Source organism: Streptomyces sp. NPDC003379, from assembly GCF_053589195.1.
In genome coordinates this window covers 189,801-211,486 of sequence record NZ_JBSFRK010000004.1, presented here as the reverse complement: position 1 = coordinate 211,486, position 21,686 = coordinate 189,801, and the positions used below count along the sequence as shown (strand labels likewise).

The window sequence follows — 21,686 nt, the reverse complement described above, 5'->3', positions numbered from 1 at the left end:
ATGCATGATCGAAGAGTTTTTGACGCACGGCGTACGTGACGTGGAGGAGGCCTTGAGGAAGGCCGCCGCCGCGGAGGTGACCCCCCGCTTCCGGCAGCTCGCCGAGGGTGACGTGGTGGAGAAGAGCGGCCCGCACGACGTGGTGACCGTGGCCGACCGCCGCGCCGAGGAGCAGCTGACCGCCGACCTGTCCGCCCTCCTCCCGGGCTCCGTCGTCGTGGGCGAGGAAGCGGTGCACGCCGACCCGTCGACGTACGACGCGATACGCGGCGAGGCCCCCGTGTGGATCGTCGACCCCGTCGACGGCACCCGGCAGTTCGTCCGGGGCGAGCCCGGGTTCTGCATGCTCGTGGCCCTCGCGGTGGGCGGCGAGGTACTGGCGTCGTGGACGTACGCGCCGGCGCTGGACGAGTTCGCCTGGGCCGTGCGCGGCAAGGGCGCGTGGTTGGACGGGCGGCCGCTGGTCTCCGGGGCGCCCGAGCCGGGGCGGGAACTGGAAGTGGCCACCTCCCACCCGGACTTCACCACCGAGGAGCAGAAGCACGCGCTGCTCGGGCTGCGCGCGGAGGGCGTGCGGCCCCGGCCGTGCGGTTCGGCGGGCCTTGAGTACCTCGCCGTGGCGAAGGGCGAGTTGGACGCCGTCGCCTTCTCGTGGGAGCTGGCCTGGGACCACGCCGCGGGTCTGCTGCTCGTCGCCGAGGCGGGAGGCGCCGCCCTGACGCTGACGGGCGAGCCGTTCCGAATAGCCGGGGGCAACGCACTGCCCTTCACCGTGGCCCGCGACGCCGCCACGGCCCGGCGGGTGGTGGACCTCCTCGCGAACGGGGCCTGAGACGAGCGGGCAGCGCCCCGGCCTATCCTGAGCGGGAGTGGCCATCGGCTGACAATCGGCTGACAAAGGAGTCCGAAGGTGCCGTCGATGCTTGACGCCGTCGTCGTGGGAGCGGGGCCGAACGGGCTGACCGCTGCCGTCGAGCTGGCCCGCCGCGGCTTCTCCGTGGCCGTCTTCGAGGCCAAGAGCACCGTGGGGGGCGGAGCACGTACCGAAGAGCTGACGCTCCCCGGCTTCCGGCACGACCCCTGCTCCGCCGCGCATCCGCTCGGCATCAACTCACCGGCGTTCCGCGCCATGCCCCTGGAGCGGTACGGCCTGGAGTGGCTGCACGCCCGGCTGCCCATGGCGCACCCCTTCCCGGACGGCAGCGCCGCCGTGCTCTCCCGCTCCGTCGCCGAGACCGCCGCCTCCTTCGGGCCGCGTGACGCGGGGACGTACAGGCGCCTGGTGGAGCCCTTCCTCCCCAAGTGGGACGTCCTGCTGCGCGACTTCATGTCCCTGCCGATGAGTTCGCTGCCCCGCGACCCCGTCACCCTCGCCCGCTTCGGGCTCGTGGGGCTGCCCCCGGCGACGTGGCTGACGCGGCGCTTCCGCGACGACCGGGCCCGCGCCCTGTTCTCGGGTCTCGTTGCCCATGTCATCGCGCCGCTCGACGGCATCGTCACGGGCGGCGTCGGCATGGTCTTCGCGCTGGCCGCGCACGCCCGCGGCTGGCCGCTCGCGCGCGGCGGTTCGCAGTCCATCTCCGACGCGCTGACCGCGTATCTGAAGGACCTCGGCGGCTCCGTCCACACGGACTACGAGGTCAAGCGGCTCGACGATCTGCCGCCCGCGCGGGCCTACGTCTTCGACACCTCACCGACCGCGCTCGCGCGGATCGCCGGGCTGGGCCGCGCCTATGACGGCTACCGGTACGGGGCCAGCGTATTCAAGATCGACTACGCGCTCGACGGGCCCGTCCCCTGGACCGCCGAGGAGCCGAGATCCGCCGGGACGGTGCAGATCGGCGCGAGCAGCGCGGAGATCGGCGCCGCGCTGCGTGCCGCCTCACGCGAGGGGCGCGCGCCGGACGCGCCGTTCCTGATCACCGTGCAGCCCAGCGTCGTCGACCCCTCTCGCGCCCCCGAGGGCAAGCACGTCTTCTGGGCGTACGGCCATGTCCCGAACGGCTGGGACGGCGACCTGACCGACGCGATCGAGCGGCAGCTGGAGCGGTTCGCGCCCGGCTTCCGCGACCGCGTCCTCGCGCGCGCCACGGCCGGACCGCCCCAACTCGCCGCGAACAACGCCAACTACGTGGGCGGCGACATCGCCTGCGGCGCCGCGAGCGGTCTGCAACTGCTGCTGCGGCCCAAGCTCTCCCTCTTCCCGTACGGGACGAAGCACCCGTCGGTCTTCATCTGCTCCTCCGCCACGCCCCCGGGACCCGGCGTCCACGGCATGTCCGGCCACAACGCGGCCAAGGCCGTGTGGAAGAGGCTCCGCGGTGCGTGAGGCCCCGCCGGTGAGGCCCGGCCGGTGAGACCCTGCCCGTGAGCCCCGCCCGTGTGCGTCGCCCGTGTGCCCCGCCCATGTGCTCCGGCAGCGCGACGTTGATGTCGGATTCTCGCCAGTCACGCCCGGAGGAATCCGCGATGCTGATGCGCATGCACACCGACACAGAGCGCTGTGTACGCGCCGTTCAGTCGAAGGACGCCCGCTTCGACGGCTGGTTCTTCACGGCTGTCCTCACCACCCGCATCTACTGCCGTCCCAGCTGCCCGGTCGTGCCGCCCAGGGCCGAGAACATGACCTTCTACCCGAGCGCCGCCGCCTGCCAGCAGGCGGGCTTCCGCGCCTGCAAGCGGTGCCGCCCGGACAGCAGCCCCGGCTCGCCCGAGTGGAACCAACGGGCCGATCTCGTCGCCCGCGCCATGCGCCTCATCGGCGACGGCGTCGTCGACCGCGAGGGCGTCCCCGGCCTCGCGGCCCGCCTTGGCTACAGCGCCCGCCAGGTGGAGCGGCAGCTGCTCGCCGAGCTGGGCGCGGGGCCGCTCGCGCTCGCCCGTGCCCAGCGCGCCCAGACCGCGCGGCTGCTCATCGAGACGACCGCGCTGCCCATGGCGGAGATCGCCTTCGCCGCTGGATTCTCCTCGATCCGCACCTTCAACGACACGGTGCGCGAGGTCTTCGCGCTCGCCCCCGGAGAGCTGCGCGCCCGCGCGTCGAAGCGGGCCGGAGCCGCGGCCTCCGCCATGCCCTCCGCCACGCCCGGTGTCCTCTCCCTGCGGCTGCCGTTCCGCGCCCCGCTCAACCCCGACAACCTCTTCGGGCACCTCATCGCGACGGGCGTACCGGGTGTCGAGGAGTGGCGCGACGGGGCGTACCGCCGGACCCTGAGCCTCCCCTACGGACACGGAGTCGTCGCCCTCACCCCGCACCCCGACCACATCGGCTGCCGCCTCAGCCTCACCGACCTGCGCGATCTGACCATCGCCATCAGCCGCTGCCGCCGCATGCTCGACCTGGACGCCGATCCGGCCGCCACGGACGACCAGTTGAGGAGCGACCCCCTGCTCGCGCCGCTCGTCGACAAGGCCCCGGGGCGGCGGGTGCCGCGCACCGTCGACGAGGCGGAGTTCGCCGTGCGCGCCGTACTCGGCCAGCAGGTCTCCACGGCTGCCGCCCGCACCCACGCCGCGCGCCTCGTCGCCGCGCACGGTGAGCGCGTCGACGACCCCGAGGGCGGCCTCACCCACCTCTTCCCCGCCCCGGAGGCCCTCGCCGCACTCGACCCTGAGTCCCTGGCCCTGCCCCGCAGCCGCCGCACCACGCTGACCACGCTCGTACGCCACCTCGCCGACGGCAGCATCCGGCTCGGCGCGGAGAGCGACTGGGACGAGGTCCGCGCCCAGCTCACCGAACTGCCCGGCTTCGGGCCCTGGACGGTCGAGGTGATCGCGATGCGCGCGCTCGGCGACCCCGACGCCTTCCTCCCCTCCGACCTCGGAATCCGGCGCTCCGCGAAGGATCTCGGCCTGCCGCACACCCCCGCCGCACTCACCGCGCGCGCCACCGCCTGGCGGCCGTGGCGGGCGTACGCGGTGCAGTACTTGTGGGCCACCGACGACCACCCGATCAACTACATCCCCGCGTAAGGGACGGAAAACCGTGGAACATGAACGCGAACACGAAGACGCGCACGAAGGCGCACAGGAAGGCGCGCAGGAACGCCTGCACACCCTTATCGACAGCCCCTACGGTCCGCTCACGCTCGTCGCCACGGACGGCGTCCTCAGCGGTCTCTATATGACCGAGCAGCGCCACCGGCCGGCGGAGGAGACCTTCGGCCACCGCGACCCGGCGCCCTTCGGCGAGGTGATCAGCCAGCTGGAGGCCTACTTCGCCGGGGAGTTGAAAGACTTCGACCTGCCGCTGCGGCTCGACGGCACGCCGTTCCAGCGCACCGTCTGGGACGAGCTCCAGCGGATCCCCTACGGCGAGACCCGTACGTACGGCGAACTCGCCGAGATCCTCGGCAAGCCCGGCGCGTCCCGCGCGGTCGGCCTCGCCAACGGCAAGAACCCGATCGGCGTGATCGTCCCTTGCCACCGCGTCGTCGGCGCCAACGGCAGCCTGACGGGCTACGGCGGCGGGCTCGCCCGCAAGCAACGGCTACTGGCCTTCGAGGGCGGGGCCGCGGGGGGCGAGGACGCGCTCTTCTGAGGCATCAGCGGGCCTCGGACGAGGGGGCCGCAGGCTTCGCCCCCGGCGGGCGCCGGGTCAGGCGACCCGGTGGCCGTTCTCCAGTTCCGCCGGGCCGTCGCCCCGCGCCAGTACGTCGAGCGCGGCCGCGACCCGGCGGCCGAGTCCGTCCGGCAGCAGCTCCGCGAGTTCCTCGTCGGTCACCAGGCGCCAGGAGAGCAGCTCCGCCTCCTGGAGCTTGATCGACTCCAGCTGGTCCGCGTCCAGGACCCCGCCGTCGTACAAGTACGCCACCACCGGAGGCCGCTCCCGCCGCGGCCCGGGCGGCACCCAGTCCACCGCGAGCAGCCGTCCGAGCACGACGTCGAGGCCGATCTCCTCGGCCGTCTCCCTGCGCGCACCCTGGCGGGGCGTCTCCCCGTCGTCCGACTCGACGGTCCCGCCGGGCAGCGCCCAGCCGTCGCGGTAGTTGGGCTCGACGAGCAGGACCCGGCCCCGCGCGTCCCGGAAGAGCGCGGCGGCCCCGACGAGGACGCGCGGGAGGCCCGCTATGTACGTGGCGTAGTCCTGAGTGGTCATCGGGGAAGGGTAACGCCGAGCCGTTCTGCCCGGGAATGTCGTCTCGCTCCGCAGGCGACCATGGGCAGGGGGCCCCTCCTGCGGTTATGGTCGCAGCGGCGCGACTGCCTTGACGTGAGCAAGGCCGAAAGCAAGGGGAATGCAAGGTGGCGGACGCTGCAAGGACGGCGGGACGCGAGCAGCAGGCGCGGCGCGAGCAGCAGGCTCGGCACGCGCAGGCGCAGCACGTGCTCATCGCCGCGGACAAGTTCAAGGGATCGCTCACGGCCGTGCAGGTCGCCGAGCGGGTGACGGCCGGGCTCCGCCGCGCCGCCCCCGGCGTGTCGGTCGAGGCGCTCCCGGTCGCCGACGGCGGTGACGGCACGGTCGCCGCGGCCGTCGCGGGCGGCTTCGAACGCCGGGACGTACGTGTCACCGGACCGCTCGGCGAGCAGGTGACGGCGGCGTACGCGCTCAAAGACGGCACCGCCGTGGTGGAGATGGCCGAGGCCTCGGGCCTCCAGCTGCTCCCCGAGGGTGTCTTCGCGCCGCTCACCTCCACGACGTACGGCTCCGGAGAGCTGATCCGCGCCGCGCTCGACGCGGGCGCCCGCACGATCGTCTTCGGCGTCGGCGGCAGCGCCACCACCGACGGTGGCGCGGGCATGCTGGCCGCGCTCGGCGCGCGCTTCCTGGACGCGGACGGCGAGCCCGTCGCGCCGGGCGGCGGGCCGCTCAAGGAGCTGGCCACCGCCGATCTGTCGGGCCTCGACCCGCGTCTGAAGGACGTCGACATCGTGCTCGCCAGCGATGTCGACAACCCGCTGACCGGGCCGAAGGGCGCGCCCGCGGTGTACGGGCCGCAGAAGGGGGCCACCCCTGAGGACGTCGCCGCGCTGGACGCGGCGCTCGCCCACTTCGCCACGGTCCTGGAGAAGTCCATCGGCCCCAAGGCCGCCGAGTACGCGCAGTCGCCGGGCGCGGGTGCCGCGGGCGGCATCGGGTACGGCGCGCTGGTCGGGCTCGGGGCGGGCTTCCGGCCCGGCATCGAGGTCATGCTGGACGTGCTGGGCTTCGGGCCCGCGCTGGAGCGGGCCACCCTTGTGATCACCGGTGAGGGGTCTCTGGACGAGCAGACCCTGCATGGCAAGGCGCCCGCCGGGGTGGCCTCGGCGGCCCGCGCCGCGGGTATCGAGGTCGTCGCGGTCTGCGGGCGGCTCGCGCTGCCGCCGGAGAGCCTGGGCAAGGCGGGCATTCGCCGCGCGTACGCCCTCACGGACGTGGAGCCGGATGTGGCGCGGTGCATCGCAGAGGCGGGGCCGCTTCTGGAGACGCTCGCGGAGAATCTCGGGCGGGATTACTTGGCCTGAGGTCGCTTGGCCTCAGGTCGCTCGGCCTGTCGGCCCGGGTCTGGCTCCGCCCGGGCCGAGGCGCCCCGCCGTTTCCGTGCCGTTCTCTCGCCTGCCCGGCCTTGCTTTCCTCGCGGGGGCGGTGCGGTGCGGTGCGGGTGCGGGTTCTCTTGGGTTGCTCGCGCAGTTCCCCGCGCCCCTGGCGGGGCGCTCCTACCCAGGGGACAGCCGATGTGCCTCCACCGCCAACGCCACCTCGACCAGGTCCCTCGGCCGCGCCAGCGACCGTGAGGTCAGCTGTTCCAGGCGGCGCAGGCGGTTGAAGACCGTGTTGCGGTGGCAGTAGAGGAGCCCGGCCGCCCGGCCGGCGGAGCCCTCGCAGGTCAGCCACGCGTCCAGGGTCTCCAGGAGGACCGCGCGGTCCGCCGGTTCGAGCGCGAGGACCTCGCCGAGCACGTCCGCGACGAGGCGCCCCGCCAGCTCCGGCTGGCTGACCACGAGGGCGGTCGGCATCCGCTGGTCGAGGCGTACGATGCCGGTCGCGTCCGGCGGGCAGGTGCGCAGCGCCAGCTCCGCGAGCCGACGCGCGTGGCCGAGCTCCGCGAGGCCGGGCACCACGGGGCTGATGCCGCCGGGCCCCGGGCACCGCCCGTCGAGCAGCCGGGCGAGGCCGTCCAGCCCCTCGTCCGCGCCGAGCGCGACCACGCCGACCTCGCAGTCCGTCCGCATCCGCCAGATGAAACGGAACCCGGGACGCTGGATCTGCCGGTGGAACGCCTCGCGCCCGTCACGCCGTTCCACGCGCAGCACTACCACCGCGTACGGCCCCTGCTCGGGCAGGTCGAGCCCGGCCGCCGCGCGCGCCGCGAGGCCCGGCGCGGTCTGCCCCTCCAGGAGCGCGTCCAGCAGCGCCTGCAACTGCTCGTCGGTGCGCCGCCGCAGTTCCAGCTCCGTCGCGCGGTACGCGTCGGACGCCACCGCCGCCTGCGCGTCGACCGCCGACCACACCATCGTCGCCGAGCGCATCAGGACCGCGAGCTGCTCGGGGTCCTTGCCCGCCACGCCCTCCAGGAGCGAGTCCCAGACCAGATAGCCCGCGTTGCGGTACGAGTGCACCAGCAGGTCGAGCGGCAGGCCCTGTTGGGCGCGGCGGCGGCCCGCCTCCTCCGCGTGCTCCAGATCGCGGCGCGGCGAGGCCCGCGGCGCCGAGATCGCCTCGATGCCGATCCGCATGGCCTCCTCGGACTCGCGCCAGTGCACGTCGTACGGCAGGACGCGCCCGAACACCGGCGAGTGCTCGGAGAGCTGCCGCAGGTGTTCGTCGACCAGTTCGGGCAGCCGGGGCAGCAGGGCTGTGCACGCCTCCTTGAGTAGTTTCCAGTCGTGCCCGGTCCGAGGCCTGCGGCCGTTCGTGAACCCGGTCATGGATCCCCCATCGCCGCGCTCCAGGACGTTGTTGCTGCGGAGGATGCCACGGGGGCGCGCCCCCGCGCAGGCCCCTGACACGCGGTGTTGTGCGCGTGCACAACGGCGGGGCGCCGCCGCTGGTCTCCCGCAGCGTTTCCCCCGCTCCCCGTGGACGGGCCGGTCCCGCGGTGCTGGGGTGAGCGCCACGCGACGGCGGCACGAGCCGCGCGGAACTGGGGGTCGGTACGTGGGTGGTTCCAATACGGAGAGCTCGGGCACGGACAGCACCGACGCGGGCGAGCCCAAGGCTCGGGGCGCGGGTGAGCCCGAGGCTCGCGGCGCCGGTGCCCCCGAGGCTCGCGGCCTGGGTGACCGCGAGACCCGCGGCGCGGGTGACCCCGAGGCTCACGGCGTGGGTGGCCGTAAGGCTCGCGGCGCGGGTGATCCTGAGTCTCGCGGCCTGGGTGACCGCAAGGCTCGGGGCGCGGGTAACCCCGAGGCTCGCGGCGTGGGTAGCCGCAAGGCTCGGGGCGCGGGTAACCCCGAGGCTCGCGGCGTGGGTAGCCGCAAGGCTCGCGGCCCGAGTGACCCGGAGGTTCACCGCGTGGGTGACCCCAAGCCTCGCGGCGCCGCTGATCCCGAGGCTCGCGGCGTGGGTGGCCGCAAGGCCCGCGGCGCGGGTGACCCCAAGGCTCGCGGCCTGGGTGACCCCGAGGCTCACGGCCCGGGTGACCCCGAGGCTCGCGGCGTGGGTGACCCCGAGGCTCACGGCCCGGGTGGCCGCAAGGCTCGCGGCGCGGGTGACCCCAAGGCTCGCGGCGCGGGTGACCCCAAGGCTCGCGGCGTGGGTGGCCGCGAGACCCGCGGCGCGGGTGACCCCGAGGCTCGCGGCGCGGGTGACCCCAAGGCTCGCGGCCCGGGTGGCAGCAAGGCCCGCGGCGCGGGTGGCCGCGAGGCTCACCGTGCCGGTGGCCCCAAGGCTCGTGGGGCGGGGCTCGTCGTGCGGGAGGTGTCGGTCGGCTACGGGCCCGTCCGCGCCCTGCGCCGCGTCTCGCTCGACGTGCCGGACGGCACCGTCGTCGCCGTGCTCGGCGGCAACGGCGCCGGCAAGTCGACGCTGCTGCGCGCCGTCTCGCGCACCCTCTCCTTCCAGGGCGGGGCGCTCACCTCGGGCGACATCCACTTCGACGGCACACGCGTCGACGGCCTCGCGCCGGACCGCGTGGTGGCCGCCGGGATCTCCCAAGTACCGGAAGGAAGACGTGTGTTCGCCCGGATGACCGTCGCCGACAATCTGCGCGCGGGGGCGCTCGGCTCGACCGGGTCGCGCGCCGCCAAGGCGGACGCCCTGCGCCGCGTCCACGAGCTCTTCCCGGTCCTCGCCGAGCGCGGCGCCCAGCGCGCCGGGCTGCTCTCCGGCGGTGAACAGCAGATGCTCGCCGTGGGCAGGGCCCTGATGGCCTCGCCGCGCCTGCTCCTCCTCGACGAACCGTCCCTCGGCCTCGCGCCGCTGATGGCCGCCCGCATCGCCGACACCATCCGGGAGATCAACGCCCAGGGCACCTCGGTGCTCCTCGTCGAGCAGAACGCCGCCCTCGCGCTGCGCCTCGCCTCACAGGCGTACGTCCTCGACGTCGGCGAGGTCGCCCTGGCGGGCCCGGCCGACGAGCTCGCCGCCTCCGACGAGGTGCGCCGCCGCTACCTCGGCGTGGTCGACGAGGACGCCGCCGCCGACGCGACCCGGGGCCTCGGCGCGCTGCCGACGCTGCCCCGGTGGGAGGACCGACGGTGACCGGAGAGCCTGTACCGCCCCTCGAAATCCACGAGTTGACCGTCCGCTTCGCCGGGCTCACCGCGCTGGACGCCGTCAGTTTCACCGTCCGCCCCGGCACCGTGCACGCCGTCATCGGACCCAACGGCGCGGGCAAGTCCACCTGCTTCAACGTCCTGTCCGGCGTCTACCGCGCCACCGGCGGCAGCGTCCGCTTCGGAGAGCACGAACTCACCGGCATGCGCCCGCACCAGATCGCCGGACTCGGCGTCGCCCGGATCTTCCAGAACCTCGCCCTGCCGCCGCGCGCCACCGTCGCCGACAGCCTGCTGCTCGGCCGCCACCGCCTGACCCGCACCGGTTTCGTGGCCGCCGGGCTCCGGCTCCCCGCGGCGGCCCGCGAGGAGCGCCGCCACCGCGAACGCGTCCGCGAGATCGCCGCGTTCGTCGGGATCGAACGCCAACTCGACGTTCCCGCGGGCGCCTTGCCCTACGGACAGCAGAAGCTCGCCGAGCTGGCCCGCGCCCTGTGCATGGAGCCGCGCCTGCTGCTCCTCGACGAGCCGGTCGCCGGCATGACCGCCGACGAGCGGCGCCGCACGGCCGCCGTCATCGCGGGCGTACGCGACAGCCTCGGCATCTCGATCGTCCTGGTGGAACACGACATGGGGGTGGTGATGCGGCTCGCGGACGCGGTGACCGTACTCGACTTCGGGCGCCGCATCGCCGACGGCGTCCCCGCCGACGTACAGAACGACCCGGCGGTCATCCGCGCCTACCTGGGCGAGGGCAACGACGGCGAACGACCCGGTGAGGAGGGCACCCGCTCATGACCACCTTCATCGAACTCCTCCTCAACGGCCTCTCGATGGGCTCCGTCTACGCGCTCATCGCACTCGGCTTCGTCGTCATCTTCCGCGCCACCGAGGTGGTGAACTTCGCCCATGCCTCGTTGCTCCTCGCGGGCGGCTACATCACCGCGTCCCTCCACGACGACCTCGGCTTCTGGCCGGCGCTCCTCGTCGGCATCGCGGGCGCCGCGGTGGTCGGGGCGGCCGTCGAGTTCCTGGTCATGCGCCGCTACCGGGGCACCGACCACAGTGTGCTCGCCATCGTCACCATCGGCGTCGACATCCTGCTCACCACCGAGCTGACCCGGCGCCTCGGCACCGACGTCCTGCCACTCGGCGACCCCTGGGGCGACGACGTGCTGAGCGTCGGCCCGGTCTCCCTCGCACACACCCGCATCGCCGCGTTCGTCGCGGCGGCCCTGCTCATCACCGTCTTCCTGCTCGCCTTCCGCTACACCTCCTGGGGCGTGGCCATGCGCGCCGCCGCCGAGAGCCCGGAGACCGCCGCGCTGATGGGCGTACGCCTGGGCAGGGTGTCGCTCGGCGCGTGGGCGGTGGCGGGCGCGCTGGCCGCCGTGGCCGCGCTCTTCCTCACCGTCTTCCCGACGCCGGGACTCGAACGCGCCACGTCGCTGGCCGCCCTGAAGGCGTTCCCCGCCGCGATCCTCGGCGGCCTCGACTCCACCACGGGCGCCCTCGTCGGCGGCCTCGTGGTCGGCGTGACCGAGTCGCTCGCCACCGGCTACCAGAGCGAGCTGACCTTCCTCGGGCGCGGCCTCGGCGACCTCGCGCCCTATCTCGTGATGACCGCGATCCTGCTCATCCGCCCCGCCGGGCTCTTCGGCACGAAGGAGCTCGCCCGTGTCTGACACCCTCACCACCCCCGCCACACGTCCCCGCCGTCGCACGCCGCTCAGCAGCCGTCGTACGTACGTCTGGGCGGCAGGGACCGCCCTGCTGCTCGCCCTGCCCTTCTACCTGGACCGCTTCTGGCTCCAGGCGGGCCTCTTCGCGATGGCCGCCGCGATCGGCGCGATCGGCATCAACCTCCTCACCGGCGCGACCGGCCAGCTCTCCATGGGGCACGCCTTCTTCCTCGCCATCGGCGCGTACGGCTACTGCGTCCTCGCCGGTGACGGCGGCGACGGCCTGACGGGGCTCGGCCTGCCGACCTGGCTCGCCGCCGTGCTCGCGGTGGCAGTCGCCGGGCTCGCGGGCGGCCTCTTCAGCCCGATCGCGGGCCGTCTGCGCGGCGCCTACCTCGGCATCGCCACCCTGGCACTGATCTTCATCGGGCAGCATGTGCTGTTCAACGCCCACGACCTGACCGGCGGCTCCAACGGACGTGACGTACCGCCCCTGAACCTCTTCGGCCTGACCTTCGACGAGCGCGAGGTCGTCGTCGCCGCCGTGCCGTTCGGCTCGGCGGAGAAGCTCTGGTACGCCGGTCTGGTGCTGCTCCTGCTCGGCGGGCTGTTCGCCCGGGGCGTGCTGCGCGGGCGGCCGGGGCGCGCCATGAACGCCATCCGCGACCACCGGGTCGCCGCCGGTGTCATCGGCGTGCCGGTGGCCCGCTACCGCGCCGGCGTCTTCGTCCTGTCGTCGATGTACGCGGGCCTCGCCGGGGTGCTGCTCGCCCTGATCTTCCAGCGGACCGTGCCCGACTACTTCGGCATGACGCTGTCCCTGGAGTACCTCGCCATGATCGTCATCGGCGGCCTCGGCTCGGTCTCCGGAGCGGTCGCGGGCGCGGCCCTGGTCTCCCTGCTGCCGCAGCTGCTGACCCGGTACAGCGACGCGCTGCCCCTCGTCTCGGCGCCCGGCACCGGCGGGATCTCACCGGGGGAGGCGTCCCGGTATCTGTACGGCGCCGCCGTCGTGGCGGTGGTGCTCTTCCTGCCCGGCGGCCTGGTGAGGCTCGCCGCCCGCCGCCGCGGGCCCGCCCAGGACACTCCAGCCACTCCAGGCACATCAGGCACCTCAGGGGAGACAGCATGAACACACTGACCAGGGCCACGGCGGCCGCCACCGCGCTCGCCGCCCTCCTCGCGCTCACCGCGTGCAGCTCCAAGGCGAACGACGGCGACGGCGACGGCGAGAAGAGCGCGGGAGGGGTGAAGACCGGCGACGGCATCTCGGGCGGGACCATCAATCTCGGCGTGCTCACCGACATGACCGGCGTCTACGCCACCCTCGGCAAGAGCGTCACACAGGCCCAGCAGCTCTACGTGGACCAGACCAACGAGGACGGCGGCATCTGCGGCCACAAGCTGAAGCTGACCGTCCGCGACCACGGCTACGACCCGCAGAAGGCCGTCGCCGCCTACACCGAGCTGGAGCCGAAGGTCCTCGGCTTCGCCCAGTTCATCGGCTCCCCGTTCGTGGCCGCCGTCAAGAAGCGCGTCGACAGCGACAAGGCCCTGGTCCTGCCGCAGGCCTGGTCGGCGAACCTCCTGGGCAGCCCGTACGTACGGGTCATCGGATCGACGTACGACCTGGAGACGATCAACGCCATCGACTTCCTGATGAAGGAGAAGGGCCTCAAGAAGGGCGACAAGCTCGGCCACGTCTACTTCGAGGGCGACTACGGCGAGAGCGCCCTGAAGGGCTCCCGGCACATGGCACGGAAGGCGGGCCTGACCGTCGTCGAGCAGAAGATCAAGCCGACGGACAACGACATGACCGCCCAGGTCTCCGCCCTGAAGAAGGCCGGGGTCAAGGCCATCGTGATCAGCGCGGGCCCGCGCCAGGCGGCGTCCCTCGTCGGCGTCGCGGCGGCCGGCCGCTTCGACGTCCCGGTCATCGGCAACAACTCGGCGTTCGCCCCCCAGCTCCTCGCCACGCAGTCCGGCCCCGCCCTGGAGAAGAACTACTACGTCGCCTCGCCCACGCTGCCCGTCGGCGCGGACACGGCGGCGGCGAAGAAGCTCGTCGCCGACTACAAGAAGGCCCACCCGAAGGACTCCCTCGACAACGGAGTCGTGGCGGGCTGGACTGCGGCCTCCGTCTTCGGCGAGGCCCTGAAGAAGGCGTGCGCGGACAAGGACCTCACACGCGACGGCGTCGACAAGGCCCTGCTGACCCTCGACGACTTCGACTCGGGCTTCGGCGTCCCGCAGAACTTCACCGACCCCAAGGCGCCCTCGTCGAAACAGAGCGTGATCCTCCAGCCGGACAAGGAGGCGACGGGCGGCATGAAGGTCGTACGCGAGCCGGAAGCGGCGGAGGCGGCGCGGAATTTCAGCCCGTCCGGCGACTGAGGACGAGCCCGAAGGGCGATCGACGGCACGCAAAGGGGCCCGAACCAGATGGTTCGGGCCCCAGGGCTGCGTACAGGAAGAAACTACGGCAACTGCGCCGCACGGGCCTCGCGCCGGTTGTCGCGGAAGTTGTTCACCCTCCGAGCGGTGGCGAAGAGGGGAATCACCGCACCGAGGACGAGCTGGAGCGCGCAGCCGGTCTGCAGGAGCAGCTGACCGCCCGGCGCGTCGAACGCCCAGGCCGCGAGCAACCCCATTGCGGCGACGATCCAGGCGAGCATGGCCACCGCGAGGGGGCCCCGCGGCTTGGGGTACTCGACACGGCTGACCATGAGCCAGGCCGTCCCGATGATCGCGAGGAGCGTCGCCACGAAGGGCAGCTCCAGGAGCACGATCGAGACGACCGTGAGCGCACCGAAGGGCGATGGCATGCCCTGGAAGGTGCCGTCCTTCACGGTCACGCAACTGAACCGCGCAAGCCGCAGCACCACCGCCAACAGGACAACGATCGCGCCCACCGCCGCCACCCGCTGGTGCGCGTCGTCCGCGACCATGCCGTAGACCAGCACGAAGTACGCGGGGGCCAGACCGAAGCTGATCAGGTCGGAGAGGTTGTCCAGCTCCGCGCCCATCGGCGAGGACCGCAGCTTGCGCGCCACGAGCCCGTCGAAGAGGTCGAAGACGGCCGCGCAGAGCATCAGGATCACGGCGGTCGCGGCGGAGTGTCGCGCCATGCCGCTTTCGGTGCTGCCCTGCACGTAGGGGATGAGGATGCCCGTGGTGGTGAAGTACACCGCCATGAACCCGCACGTGGCGTTACCGAGCGTGAGGGTGTCCGCTATCGAGAGGCGCAGTGACAGCGGCATCTCGTCGGCGTCGCAGGGCGCGTCGTCCTGCACCGCGGCCTCCGGCACCCAGCCGGCCTGTGTCTCGGGATCAACCACGGTCAATGCGAGTCACCCCAGCCACGGTCTTCTGACCGACCTCGACGTCCACCTCGACACCCTCGGGGAGGTAGATGTCGACACGCGAGCCGAAGCGGATCAGGCCGATCCGCTCGCCCTGCTCCACCTTCGTGCCCTGCGGCACGTACGGCACGATGCGCCGTGCGACCGCGCCCGCGATCTGGATCATCTCGATGTCGCCGAGCTCGGTGTCGAAGTGCCAGACAACGCGTTCGTTGTTCTCGCTCTCCTTGTTGAACGCCGGGACGAACCCGCCGGGGATGTGTTCCACGGACGTCACCGTGCCCGCGAGGGGCGCGCGGTTGACGTGGACATTCAGCGGGCTCATGAAGATGGCGACGCGGGTACGCCCGTCCTTCCACGGCATGATGCTCTGCACCACGCCGTCGGCGGGGGAGATGACCCGGCCCTGAGCGATCTCGCGCTCGGGGTCGCGGAAGAACCACAGCATTCCCGCCGCCAGAGCGGTGGCGGGGACGGCGACGGCCGCGGCGCCCTTGGAGCGGCGCGCGCGGACGAGGCTGAGTGCCGCGGTGGCGACGGTCGGCAGGAGCCACGGCGATGCTCCGCGAGCAAGGCGTCCCTGAAGAATGCCGTCGCGTGGTGCAGAGGTTTGGCTGTGGGGCATGGATGACCTTCGTAGCGGATGATGCCGCGCGGTGATACGGGGGACGGCGGCTTTCTCCGGATGCTATCGGTTGCGAGGCACAACTGGGCAAGCCAGGAAGCCGAGTCGACGGCCGAAGAGTGTTGACAGGGTGTGATCTTCTTCGCGAAGAAAACGCCCTAAACCGGGCATCTAGCCCTGGAATCGATACTCTTCGAGCAGTCGACGACCAATGATCATTTTCTGGATCTCGGCGGTACCTTCACCGATGAGCAGCATCGGGGCCTCCCTGTAGAGGCGCTCGATCTCATACTCCTTCGAGAAGCCGTACCCGCCGTGAATCCTGAACGCGTCCTCGACGACTTCCTTGCAGTACTCGGATGCGAGGTACTTCGCCATCCCGGCTTCGAGGTCGTTTCGCTCCCCGGAGTCCTTTTTGCGTGCTGCGTTGACCATCATCGCATGGGCGGCCTCGACCTTGGTAGCCATCTCGGCCAGTTTGAACTGGATCGCCTGGTGTTGAGCGATCGGCTTGCCGAAAGTGTGGCGTTGCTGGGCATAAGAGACGCCGAGCTCAAATGCACGGTGAGCGACACCGCAACCACGCGCCGCGACGTTCACGCGGCCCACTTCGACACCGTCCATCATTTGGTAAAACCCTCGGCCGGTGACCCCGCCGAGCACGCGATTGGCCGGAATTCGCAGGTCGTCCATGATGAGCTCGGTCGTGTCGACGCCCTTGTAGCCCATCTTGTCGATCTTGCCGGGGATGGTCAGACCGGGGCGGACCTCGCCGAAGCCGGGTTCCTTCTCCACGAGGAACGTCGTCATCGACTTGTGCGGGGCGGTGCCCTCAGCGTGTCCTTCGTCACTGCGGCACAGAACGGCCACCAGCGTGGACGTTCCGCCGTTGGTCAGCCACATCTTCTGACCGTTCAGGACGTACTCGTCGCCGTCCTTGACGCCCTTGGACGTGATCGCCGACACATCCGAGCCGAGGCCCGGCTCCGACATGGAGAACGCGCCGCGCACCTCGCCGGCCGCCATCCGCGGCAGGAAGGTCTCCCTCTGCTCCTGTGTGCCGTGCTGCTTGAGCATGTAGGCGACGATGAAGTGCGTGTTGATGATGCCGGAGACCGACATCCAGCCACGCGCTATCTCCTCGACGCACAACGCGTACGTGAGCAACGACTCGCCCAGACCGCCGTACTCCTCCGGGATCATCAGCCCGAAGAGACCCAACTCCTTGAGGCCGTCCACGATTTTCTGCGGATACTCGTCCCGGTGCTCCAGCTCCGTCGCGACCGGAATGATCTCTTTGTCGACGAAGTCCCGGATGGTGGACAGGATCTCCTGCTGGACGTCGGTGAGACCGGCGGTCTGCGCGAGTCGGCTCATCACTACTTCTCCTGGCTCTTCAGCTCCGGGCGGCCGGGCTGCTCTCCGCCGCGCTCCTTGATGTACGTCTCCGTGGGCACCATCACCTTGCGGCGGAACACACAGACCAGGGTGCCGTCCTGCTTGTAGCCCTTGGTCTCCACGTAAACGATGCCACGGTCGCTCTTGGACTTCGACGGCGTCTTGTCGAGGACGGTCGTCTCGCCGTAGATCGTGTCGCCGTGGAAGGTCGGCGCCACGTGCTTGAGCGACTCGACCTCCAGGTTGGCGATGGCCTTGCCGGAGACGTCCGGGACGGACATGCCGAGGAGCAGCGAGTAGATGTAGTTGCCCACGACGACGTTCTTCTTGAAGTCCGTCGTCCGCTCCGCGTAGTTGCTGTCCATGTGGAGGGGGTGGTGGTTCATCGTGAGCAGGCAGAAGAGGTGGTCGTCGTACTCGGTGACCGTCTTTCCGGGCCAGTGCTTGTACACGGCGCCGACTTCGAACTCTTCGTAGGTGCGGCCGAACTGCATGGTGTCTTACGCCTCCGGGGCCTCGAACTTGGACGTGCGCCGCATTCCGGCGGCACGCCCCTTCCCGGAGATGACCAGCGCCATCTTCCGGCTGGCCTCGTCGATCATCTCGTCGCCGAGCATCGCCGAGCCCTTCTTGCCGCCCGCCTCGGACGTGTAGTACTCGTACGCGTCCAGGATCAGCTCGGCGTGGTCGAAGTCCTCCTGGGAGGGCGAGAAGACCTCGTTGGCGGCCTCCACCTGGCCGGGGTGCAGGACCCACTTGCCGTCGAAGCCGAGGGCGGCGGCGCGGTTCGCGACCTCGCGGTAGCCGTCGACGTTCTTGATCTGGAGGTAGGGGCCGTCGATCGCCTGGAGGTCGTTGGCGCGGGCGGCCATCAGGATCTTCATCAGGATGAAGTGGTAGGCGTCCGCCGGATAGCCGGGCGGCTGCTCGCCGACGACCAGGGACTTCATGTTGATGGACGCCATGAAGTCGGCCGGGCCGAAGATGATGGTCTCGACGCGCGGGGAGGCCTCGGCGATGGCGTCGACGTTGTTGAGGCCCCGCGCGTTCTCGATCTGCGCCTCGATGCCGATCTTGCCGACCTCGAAGCCCATCGTCTTCTCGATCTGGGTGAGGAGGAGATCGAGGGCGACGACCTGGTCGGCCGTCTGCACCTTCGGCAGCATGATGCAGTCGAGGTTCTGGCCCGCGCCCTCGACGACGGTGACGACGTCGCGGTACGTCCACTCGGTCGTCCAGTCGTTCACGCGCACGACCCGCGTCTTGCCCGTCCAGTCGCCCTCGTTGAGGAACTTGACGATGGTGTGCCGGGCCTCCGGCTTGGCGAGCGGCGCGCAGGCGTCCTCCAGGTCCAGGAAGACCTGGTCGGCGGGGAGGCCCTGGGCCTTCTCCAGGAAGCGCGGGTTCGAGCCGGGTACGGCCAGACAGGAGCGCCGGGGGCGAAGACGGTTCACAGTCATGCGGGGACCTCCAGAGGGTCGAGCTTGTTCGCTTTCCGGATCTCGTCGACGATACGGCCGATGATCTCCGTGATGCCGAAGTCCTTGGGTGTGAAGACGGCGGCGACACCCGCCGCCAGCAGGTCCTCGGCGTCGCTGTTGGGGATGATGCCTCCCGCGATGACGGGAATGTCGAGCGCCCCGGCCTCGCGCAGGCGCACCAGGACGTCCGGCACCAGCTCGGCGTGCGAGCCGGAGAGGATCGACAGGCCCACCGCGTGCACGTCCTCGGCGAGCGCCGCGTCGACGATCTGCTCGGGCGTGAGCCTGATGCCCTGGTAGACCACCTCGAAGCCGGCGTCACGGGCGCGCACCGCGATCTGCTCGGCGCCGTTGGAGTGCCCGTCGAGGCCGGGCTTGCCGACCAGGAAGCGGAGCTTGCCGGTGCCGAGGTCGGCGGCCGTCTTGGCGACCTTCTCGCGGACCAGGGCGAGCGGCGTGCCCGCCTCGGCGGTGACGGCCACGGGGGCGCTGGAGACGCCCGTGGGCGCCCGGAACTCGCCGAAGACCTCCCGCAGGGCACCCGCCCACTCGCCGGTCGTCACACCGGCGCGTGCGCACTCCAGGGTGGCCTCCATGAGGTTGCCCGTGCCCATGGCCACCGCCTTGAGGTTCTCCAGGGCCTTGCACGGGCGGGGGTGGTTGAACGGCGGCTGCCAGCGGTTGTCGCGCCAGTGCCGCAGCGCGTTCACGACGTTCGCCTCGACCGCCGGGTCGACCGTCATGATCGCCCCGTCCAGGTCCGAGGTGAGCGGGCTCGGCTCGGTGGACTCGTAGGAGTTCACGCCGACGATCTTCTCCTCGCCGGACTCGATGCGCGCCCGGCGCTCGGCGTGCGAGGAGACGAGCTGCGACTTGAGGTAGCCGGACTCGACGGCGGCCATCGCGCCGCCCATCCGCTCGATGCGGTCCATCTCGGCGAGGGACTCCTCGACGAGGGAGGCGACCTTGTCCTCGATGACGTGCGAGCCGTCGAAGATGTCCTCGTACTCCAGTAGGTCGCTCTCGTGTGCGAGGACCTGCTGGATGCGCAGGGACCACTGCTGGTCCCAGGGCCGGGGCAGGCCGAGCGCCTCGTTCCAGGCGGGCAGCTGCACGGCACGCGCGCGTGCGTCCTTGGACAGCGTGACGGCCAGCATTTCGAGGACGATCCGCTGGACGTTGTTCTCGGGCTGCGCCTCCGTCAGTCCCAGGGAGTTGACCTGCACGCCGTAGCGGAAACGGCGCTGCTTGGGGTCCTCGATGCCGTACCGCTCGCGCGTGACCTGATCCCAGATCCGCCCGAACGCCCGCATCTTGCACATCTCCTCGATGAAGCGGACACCCGCGTTCACGAAGAAGGAGATGCGGGCCACGACGTCCCCGAACTTCTCCTCGGGGACCTGCCCCGAGTCGCGTACGGCGTCGAGGACCGCGATGGCGGTGGACATCGCGTACGCGATCTCCTGGACCGGGGTGGCCCCCGCCTCCTGGAGGTGGTAGCTGCAGATGTTGATGGGGTTCCACTTGGGGAGGTGGGCCACCGTGTACGTGATCATGTCGGTGGTCAGGCGCAGGGACGGCACCGGCGGGAAGACGTGCGTCCCGCGCGACAGGTACTCCTTGACGATGTCGTTCTGCGTCGTCCCCTGCAGCTTGGTGATGTCCGCGCCCTGCTCCTCCGCGACCACCTGATAGAGCGCCAGAAGCCACATGGCGGTGGCGTTGATCGTCATCGAGGTGTTCATCTGCTCCAGGGGGATGTCCTGGAACAGCCGTCGCATGTCGCCGAGGTGGGAGACCGGTACGCCGACCCGTCCGACCTCGCCGCGGGCGAGGATGTGGTCGGGGTCGTAGCCGGTCTGCGTGGGCAGGTCGAACGCGACCGAGAGGCCCGTCTGACCCTTGGCGAGGTTGCGCCGGTACAACTCGTTGGACGCCTCCGCCGTGGAATGACCGGCGTACGTCCGCATGAGCCACGGCCGGTCCTTCTGGCGCTCTGTCATGTCCCGCTGCTCCTTAGGGCGTCAGACGTTGCGGAAGCGATTGATCGCGTCGATGTGCTCGGCCCGCAGCTCCGGGTCGCGCACCCCGAGGCCCTCCCGGGGGGCGAGCGTGAGGACGCCGACCTTGCCCTGGTGGAGGTTGCGGTGGACGTCGTAGGCGGCCTGGCCGGTGTCCTCCAGGGAGTACACCTTGGAGAGTGTGGGGTGGATCTTGCCCTTGGCGATCAGGCGGTTCGCCTCCCACGCCTCGCGGTAGTTGGCGAAGTGCGAGCCGATGATGCGCTTCAGGGACATCCACAGGTAGCGGTTGTCGTACTCGTGCATGTAGCCCGAGGTCGAGGCGCAGGTGGTGATGGTGCCGCCCTTGCGGGTGACGTAGACGCTCGCGCCGAAGGTCTCGCGGCCGGGGTGCTCGAAGACGATGTCGATGTCCTCGCCGCCGGTGAGCTCGCGGATGCGCTTGCCGAAGCGCTTCCACTCCTTGGGGTCCTGGGTGCGCTCGTCCTTCCAGAACTTGTACCCCTCGGCGTTGCGGTCGATGATCGCGTCGGCGCCCATGGCGCGGCAGATCTCGGCCTTCTGGGGGCTGGAGACGACGCAGATGGGGTTGGCGCCGCCCGCGAGCGCGAACTGTGTGGCGTACGACCCGAGTCCACCGCTGGCGCCCCAGATCAGGACGTTGTCGCCCTGCTTCATGCCGGCGCCGTTGCGGGAGACCAGCTGGCGGTACGCGGTGGAGTTCACCAGGCCGGGCGAGGCCGCCTCCTCCCAGCTCAGATGGCCGGGCTTCGGCATCAGCTGGTTGGACTTGACGAGCGCGATCTCGGCGAGGCCGCCGAAGTTGGTCTCGAAGCCCCAGATGCGCTGCTCGGGGTCGAGCATCGTGTCGTTGTGTCCGTCGGAGGACTCCAGTTCGACGCTCAGGCAGTGCGCGACGACCTCGTCGCCGGGCTTCCAGGAGTTCACTCCGGGCCCGGTGCGCAGCACGACGCCCGCCAGGTCGGAGCCGATGATGTGGTACGGCAGGTCGTGGCGCTTGGTGAGCTCGCTGAGCCTGCCGTAGCGCTCCAGGAAGCCGAAGGTCGCCATCGGCTCGAAGATCGACGTCCACACGGAGTTGTAGTTCACCGAGGAGGCCATGACGGCCACCAGGGCCTCGCCGGGGCCGAGTTCGGGGATCGGCACGTCGTCGAGGTGGAGCGACTTGCGGGGGTCCTTGTCGCGCGTTTCCAGGCCCGCGAACATCTCCGTCTCGTCCTTGTGCACGGTGATCGCGCGGTACGAGTCGGGCAGGGCGAGAGCGGCGAAGTCGGCGGGCTTTGCGTCCTGCGACTGAATCGCGTCCAGGATTTCCTTCACGGTGTTGCCTCCGGCTAAGAAGCGGTCTGTGGAGAACGCTGCTTGACGTTACGGGGGGTTCTGGTGGAGCTCTGGAGGTGTGCCGTCGGTTCGGCCAAAGATGAAGCTCGGCAACGCCTTGGTGGGGCGTGGGAGGT

At 71.2% G+C, this 21,686-nt stretch carries 19 protein-coding genes; 10 read left to right on the top strand and 9 right to left on the bottom strand.

What is annotated here, in order from left to right; all coding sequences use genetic code 11:
- Window positions 1–4 precede the first annotated feature (4 nt).
- The 4 genes from ACWDVB_RS05925 to ACWDVB_RS05910 all read left to right on the top strand — a co-directional run bounded on the left by ACWDVB_RS05925 (window position 5) and on the right by ACWDVB_RS05910 (window position 4,540).
- The gene (locus ACWDVB_RS05925; RefSeq protein ID WP_451514105.1) at window positions 5–832 is read left to right on the top strand and encodes an inositol monophosphatase family protein; all 828 of its coding nucleotides are present in this window, start codon (window positions 5–7) and stop codon (window positions 830–832) included.
- Between the two features lie 87 nt (window positions 833–919).
- Window positions 920–2,329 carry a phytoene desaturase family protein gene (locus tag ACWDVB_RS05920; protein ID WP_451514269.1) on the top strand — a complete coding sequence of 470 codons (1,410 nt, stop codon included), beginning with the start codon at window positions 920–922 and terminating at the stop codon, window positions 2,327–2,329.
- Window positions 2,330–2,481: 152 nt separating this feature from the next.
- Window positions 2,482–3,972: an AlkA N-terminal domain-containing protein gene (locus ACWDVB_RS05915; RefSeq protein ID WP_451514106.1), complete on the top strand. Its 1,491-nt coding sequence runs from the start codon at window positions 2,482–2,484 to the stop codon at window positions 3,970–3,972.
- A gap of 76 nt (window positions 3,973–4,048) precedes the next feature.
- Window positions 4,049–4,540, top strand: a complete 492-nt coding sequence (locus ACWDVB_RS05910) for a methylated-DNA--[protein]-cysteine S-methyltransferase (protein ID WP_451514270.1) — start codon at window positions 4,049–4,051, stop codon at window positions 4,538–4,540.
- 57 nt (window positions 4,541–4,597) lie between these two features.
- Here ACWDVB_RS05910 and ACWDVB_RS05905 read toward each other — a convergent pair whose 3' ends face one another.
- Window positions 4,598–5,098, bottom strand: coding sequence for an NUDIX domain-containing protein (locus tag ACWDVB_RS05905; protein ID WP_451514107.1), 501 nt, complete (start codon window positions 5,096–5,098; stop codon window positions 4,598–4,600).
- Between the two features lie 227 nt (window positions 5,099–5,325).
- On the opposite strand from ACWDVB_RS05905, the gene ACWDVB_RS05900 reads away from it, so the two are divergent.
- A complete protein-coding gene (locus tag ACWDVB_RS05900; protein ID WP_451514271.1) occupies window positions 5,326–6,447 on the top strand; it encodes a glycerate kinase family protein in 1,122 nt (373 codons plus the stop codon).
- A 192-nt stretch (window positions 6,448–6,639) separates the two neighbouring features.
- On the opposite strand, the gene ACWDVB_RS05895 is transcribed toward ACWDVB_RS05900, so the two are convergent.
- Window positions 6,640–7,851 carry a PucR family transcriptional regulator gene (locus tag ACWDVB_RS05895; RefSeq protein ID WP_451514108.1) on the bottom strand — a complete coding sequence of 404 codons (1,212 nt, stop codon included), beginning with the start codon at window positions 7,849–7,851 and terminating at the stop codon, window positions 6,640–6,642.
- Window positions 7,852–8,833: 982 nt separating this feature from the next.
- On the opposite strand from ACWDVB_RS05895, the gene ACWDVB_RS05890 reads away from it, so the two are divergent.
- Genes ACWDVB_RS05890 through ACWDVB_RS05870 form a run of 5 tightly spaced genes read left to right on the top strand, consistent with a single transcriptional unit; the run spans window position 8,834 to window position 13,715 of the window.
- Window positions 8,834–9,625 carry an ABC transporter ATP-binding protein gene (locus ACWDVB_RS05890; protein ID WP_451514272.1) on the top strand — a complete coding sequence of 264 codons (792 nt, stop codon included), beginning with the start codon at window positions 8,834–8,836 and terminating at the stop codon, window positions 9,623–9,625.
- A complete protein-coding gene (locus ACWDVB_RS05885; RefSeq protein WP_451514109.1) occupies window positions 9,622–10,437 on the top strand; it encodes an ABC transporter ATP-binding protein in 816 nt (271 codons plus the stop codon). The genes ACWDVB_RS05890 and ACWDVB_RS05885 overlap by 4 nt, the downstream gene beginning before the upstream one ends.
- The gene (locus tag ACWDVB_RS05880) at window positions 10,434–11,324 is read left to right on the top strand and encodes a branched-chain amino acid ABC transporter permease (protein WP_451514110.1); all 891 of its coding nucleotides are present in this window, start codon (window positions 10,434–10,436) and stop codon (window positions 11,322–11,324) included. Before ACWDVB_RS05885 ends, ACWDVB_RS05880 begins: the two co-directional genes overlap by 4 nt.
- Window positions 11,317–12,453, top strand: coding sequence for a branched-chain amino acid ABC transporter permease (locus ACWDVB_RS05875; RefSeq protein ID WP_451514111.1), 1,137 nt, complete (start codon window positions 11,317–11,319; stop codon window positions 12,451–12,453). Before ACWDVB_RS05880 ends, ACWDVB_RS05875 begins: the two co-directional genes overlap by 8 nt.
- The gene (locus ACWDVB_RS05870) at window positions 12,450–13,715 is read left to right on the top strand and encodes an ABC transporter substrate-binding protein (RefSeq protein WP_451514112.1); all 1,266 of its coding nucleotides are present in this window, start codon (window positions 12,450–12,452) and stop codon (window positions 13,713–13,715) included. Before ACWDVB_RS05875 ends, ACWDVB_RS05870 begins: the two co-directional genes overlap by 4 nt.
- A gap of 83 nt (window positions 13,716–13,798) precedes the next feature.
- Here the strand turns inward: ACWDVB_RS05870 and pssA are convergent, their stop codons facing one another.
- From pssA to ccrA, 7 genes are all read right to left on the bottom strand, one after another.
- Window positions 13,799–14,665 carry a CDP-diacylglycerol--serine O-phosphatidyltransferase gene (pssA, locus tag ACWDVB_RS05865; RefSeq protein WP_451514113.1) on the bottom strand — a complete coding sequence of 289 codons (867 nt, stop codon included), beginning with the start codon at window positions 14,663–14,665 and terminating at the stop codon, window positions 13,799–13,801.
- Window positions 14,652–15,308, bottom strand: coding sequence for a phosphatidylserine decarboxylase (locus ACWDVB_RS05860; RefSeq protein WP_451514114.1), 657 nt, complete (start codon window positions 15,306–15,308; stop codon window positions 14,652–14,654). Before ACWDVB_RS05860 ends, pssA begins: the two co-directional genes overlap by 14 nt.
- Window positions 15,309–15,479: 171 nt before the next feature.
- On the bottom strand, window positions 15,480–16,685 hold the full coding sequence (locus tag ACWDVB_RS05855) for an acyl-CoA dehydrogenase family protein (RefSeq protein WP_451514115.1): 1,206 nt from the start codon (window positions 16,683–16,685) through the stop codon (window positions 15,480–15,482).
- Window positions 16,686–16,687: 2 nt separating this feature from the next.
- Complete coding sequence (locus ACWDVB_RS05850) at window positions 16,688–17,200, bottom strand: MaoC family dehydratase (protein WP_451514116.1); 513 nt, start codon at window positions 17,198–17,200, stop codon at window positions 16,688–16,690.
- Between the two features lie 6 nt (window positions 17,201–17,206).
- Window positions 17,207–18,166 carry an HpcH/HpaI aldolase/citrate lyase family protein gene (locus tag ACWDVB_RS05845; RefSeq protein WP_451514117.1) on the bottom strand — a complete coding sequence of 320 codons (960 nt, stop codon included), beginning with the start codon at window positions 18,164–18,166 and terminating at the stop codon, window positions 17,207–17,209.
- Window positions 18,163–20,190 (bottom strand): protein meaA, encoded by a 2,028-nt coding sequence (locus tag ACWDVB_RS05840; RefSeq protein WP_451514118.1) that lies wholly within the window; start codon window positions 20,188–20,190, stop codon window positions 18,163–18,165. The genes ACWDVB_RS05845 and ACWDVB_RS05840 overlap by 4 nt, the downstream gene beginning before the upstream one ends.
- Before the next feature lie 21 nt (window positions 20,191–20,211).
- Window positions 20,212–21,549, bottom strand: a complete 1,338-nt coding sequence (gene ccrA, locus ACWDVB_RS05835; RefSeq protein WP_451514119.1) for a crotonyl-CoA carboxylase/reductase — start codon at window positions 21,547–21,549, stop codon at window positions 20,212–20,214.
- Window positions 21,550–21,686 lie beyond the last annotated feature (137 nt).

Bases quoted from the DNA above. Each gene is read 5' to 3' on its own strand.
- ACWDVB_RS05855 (WP_451514115.1), bottom strand. From the start codon at position 16,685: ATGAGCCGACTCGCGCAGACCGCCGGTCTCACCGACGTCCAGCAGGAG.
- ACWDVB_RS05925 (WP_451514105.1), top strand. From the start codon at position 5: ATGATCGAAGAGTTTTTGACGCACGGCGTACGTGACGTGGAGGAGGCC.
- ACWDVB_RS05845 (WP_451514117.1), bottom strand. From the start codon at position 18,166: ATGACTGTGAACCGTCTTCGCCCCCGGCGCTCCTGTCTGGCCGTACCC.
- ACWDVB_RS05850 (WP_451514116.1), bottom strand. From the start codon at position 17,200: ATGCAGTTCGGCCGCACCTACGAAGAGTTCGAAGTCGGCGCCGTGTAC.
- ACWDVB_RS05905 (WP_451514107.1), bottom strand. From the start codon at position 5,098: ATGACCACTCAGGACTACGCCACGTACATAGCGGGCCTCCCGCGCGTC.
- ACWDVB_RS05870 (WP_451514112.1), top strand. From the start codon at position 12,450: ATGAACACACTGACCAGGGCCACGGCGGCCGCCACCGCGCTCGCCGCC.
- ACWDVB_RS05860 (WP_451514114.1), bottom strand. From the start codon at position 15,308: ATGCCCCACAGCCAAACCTCTGCACCACGCGACGGCATTCTTCAGGGA.
- ACWDVB_RS05920 (WP_451514269.1), top strand. From the start codon at position 920: ATGCTTGACGCCGTCGTCGTGGGAGCGGGGCCGAACGGGCTGACCGCT.
- ACWDVB_RS05880 (WP_451514110.1), top strand. From the start codon at position 10,434: ATGACCACCTTCATCGAACTCCTCCTCAACGGCCTCTCGATGGGCTCC.
- ACWDVB_RS05840 (WP_451514118.1), bottom strand. From the start codon at position 20,190: ATGACAGAGCGCCAGAAGGACCGGCCGTGGCTCATGCGGACGTACGCC.
- ACWDVB_RS05895 (WP_451514108.1), bottom strand. From the start codon at position 7,851: ATGACCGGGTTCACGAACGGCCGCAGGCCTCGGACCGGGCACGACTGG.
- ACWDVB_RS05915 (WP_451514106.1), top strand. From the start codon at position 2,482: ATGCACACCGACACAGAGCGCTGTGTACGCGCCGTTCAGTCGAAGGAC.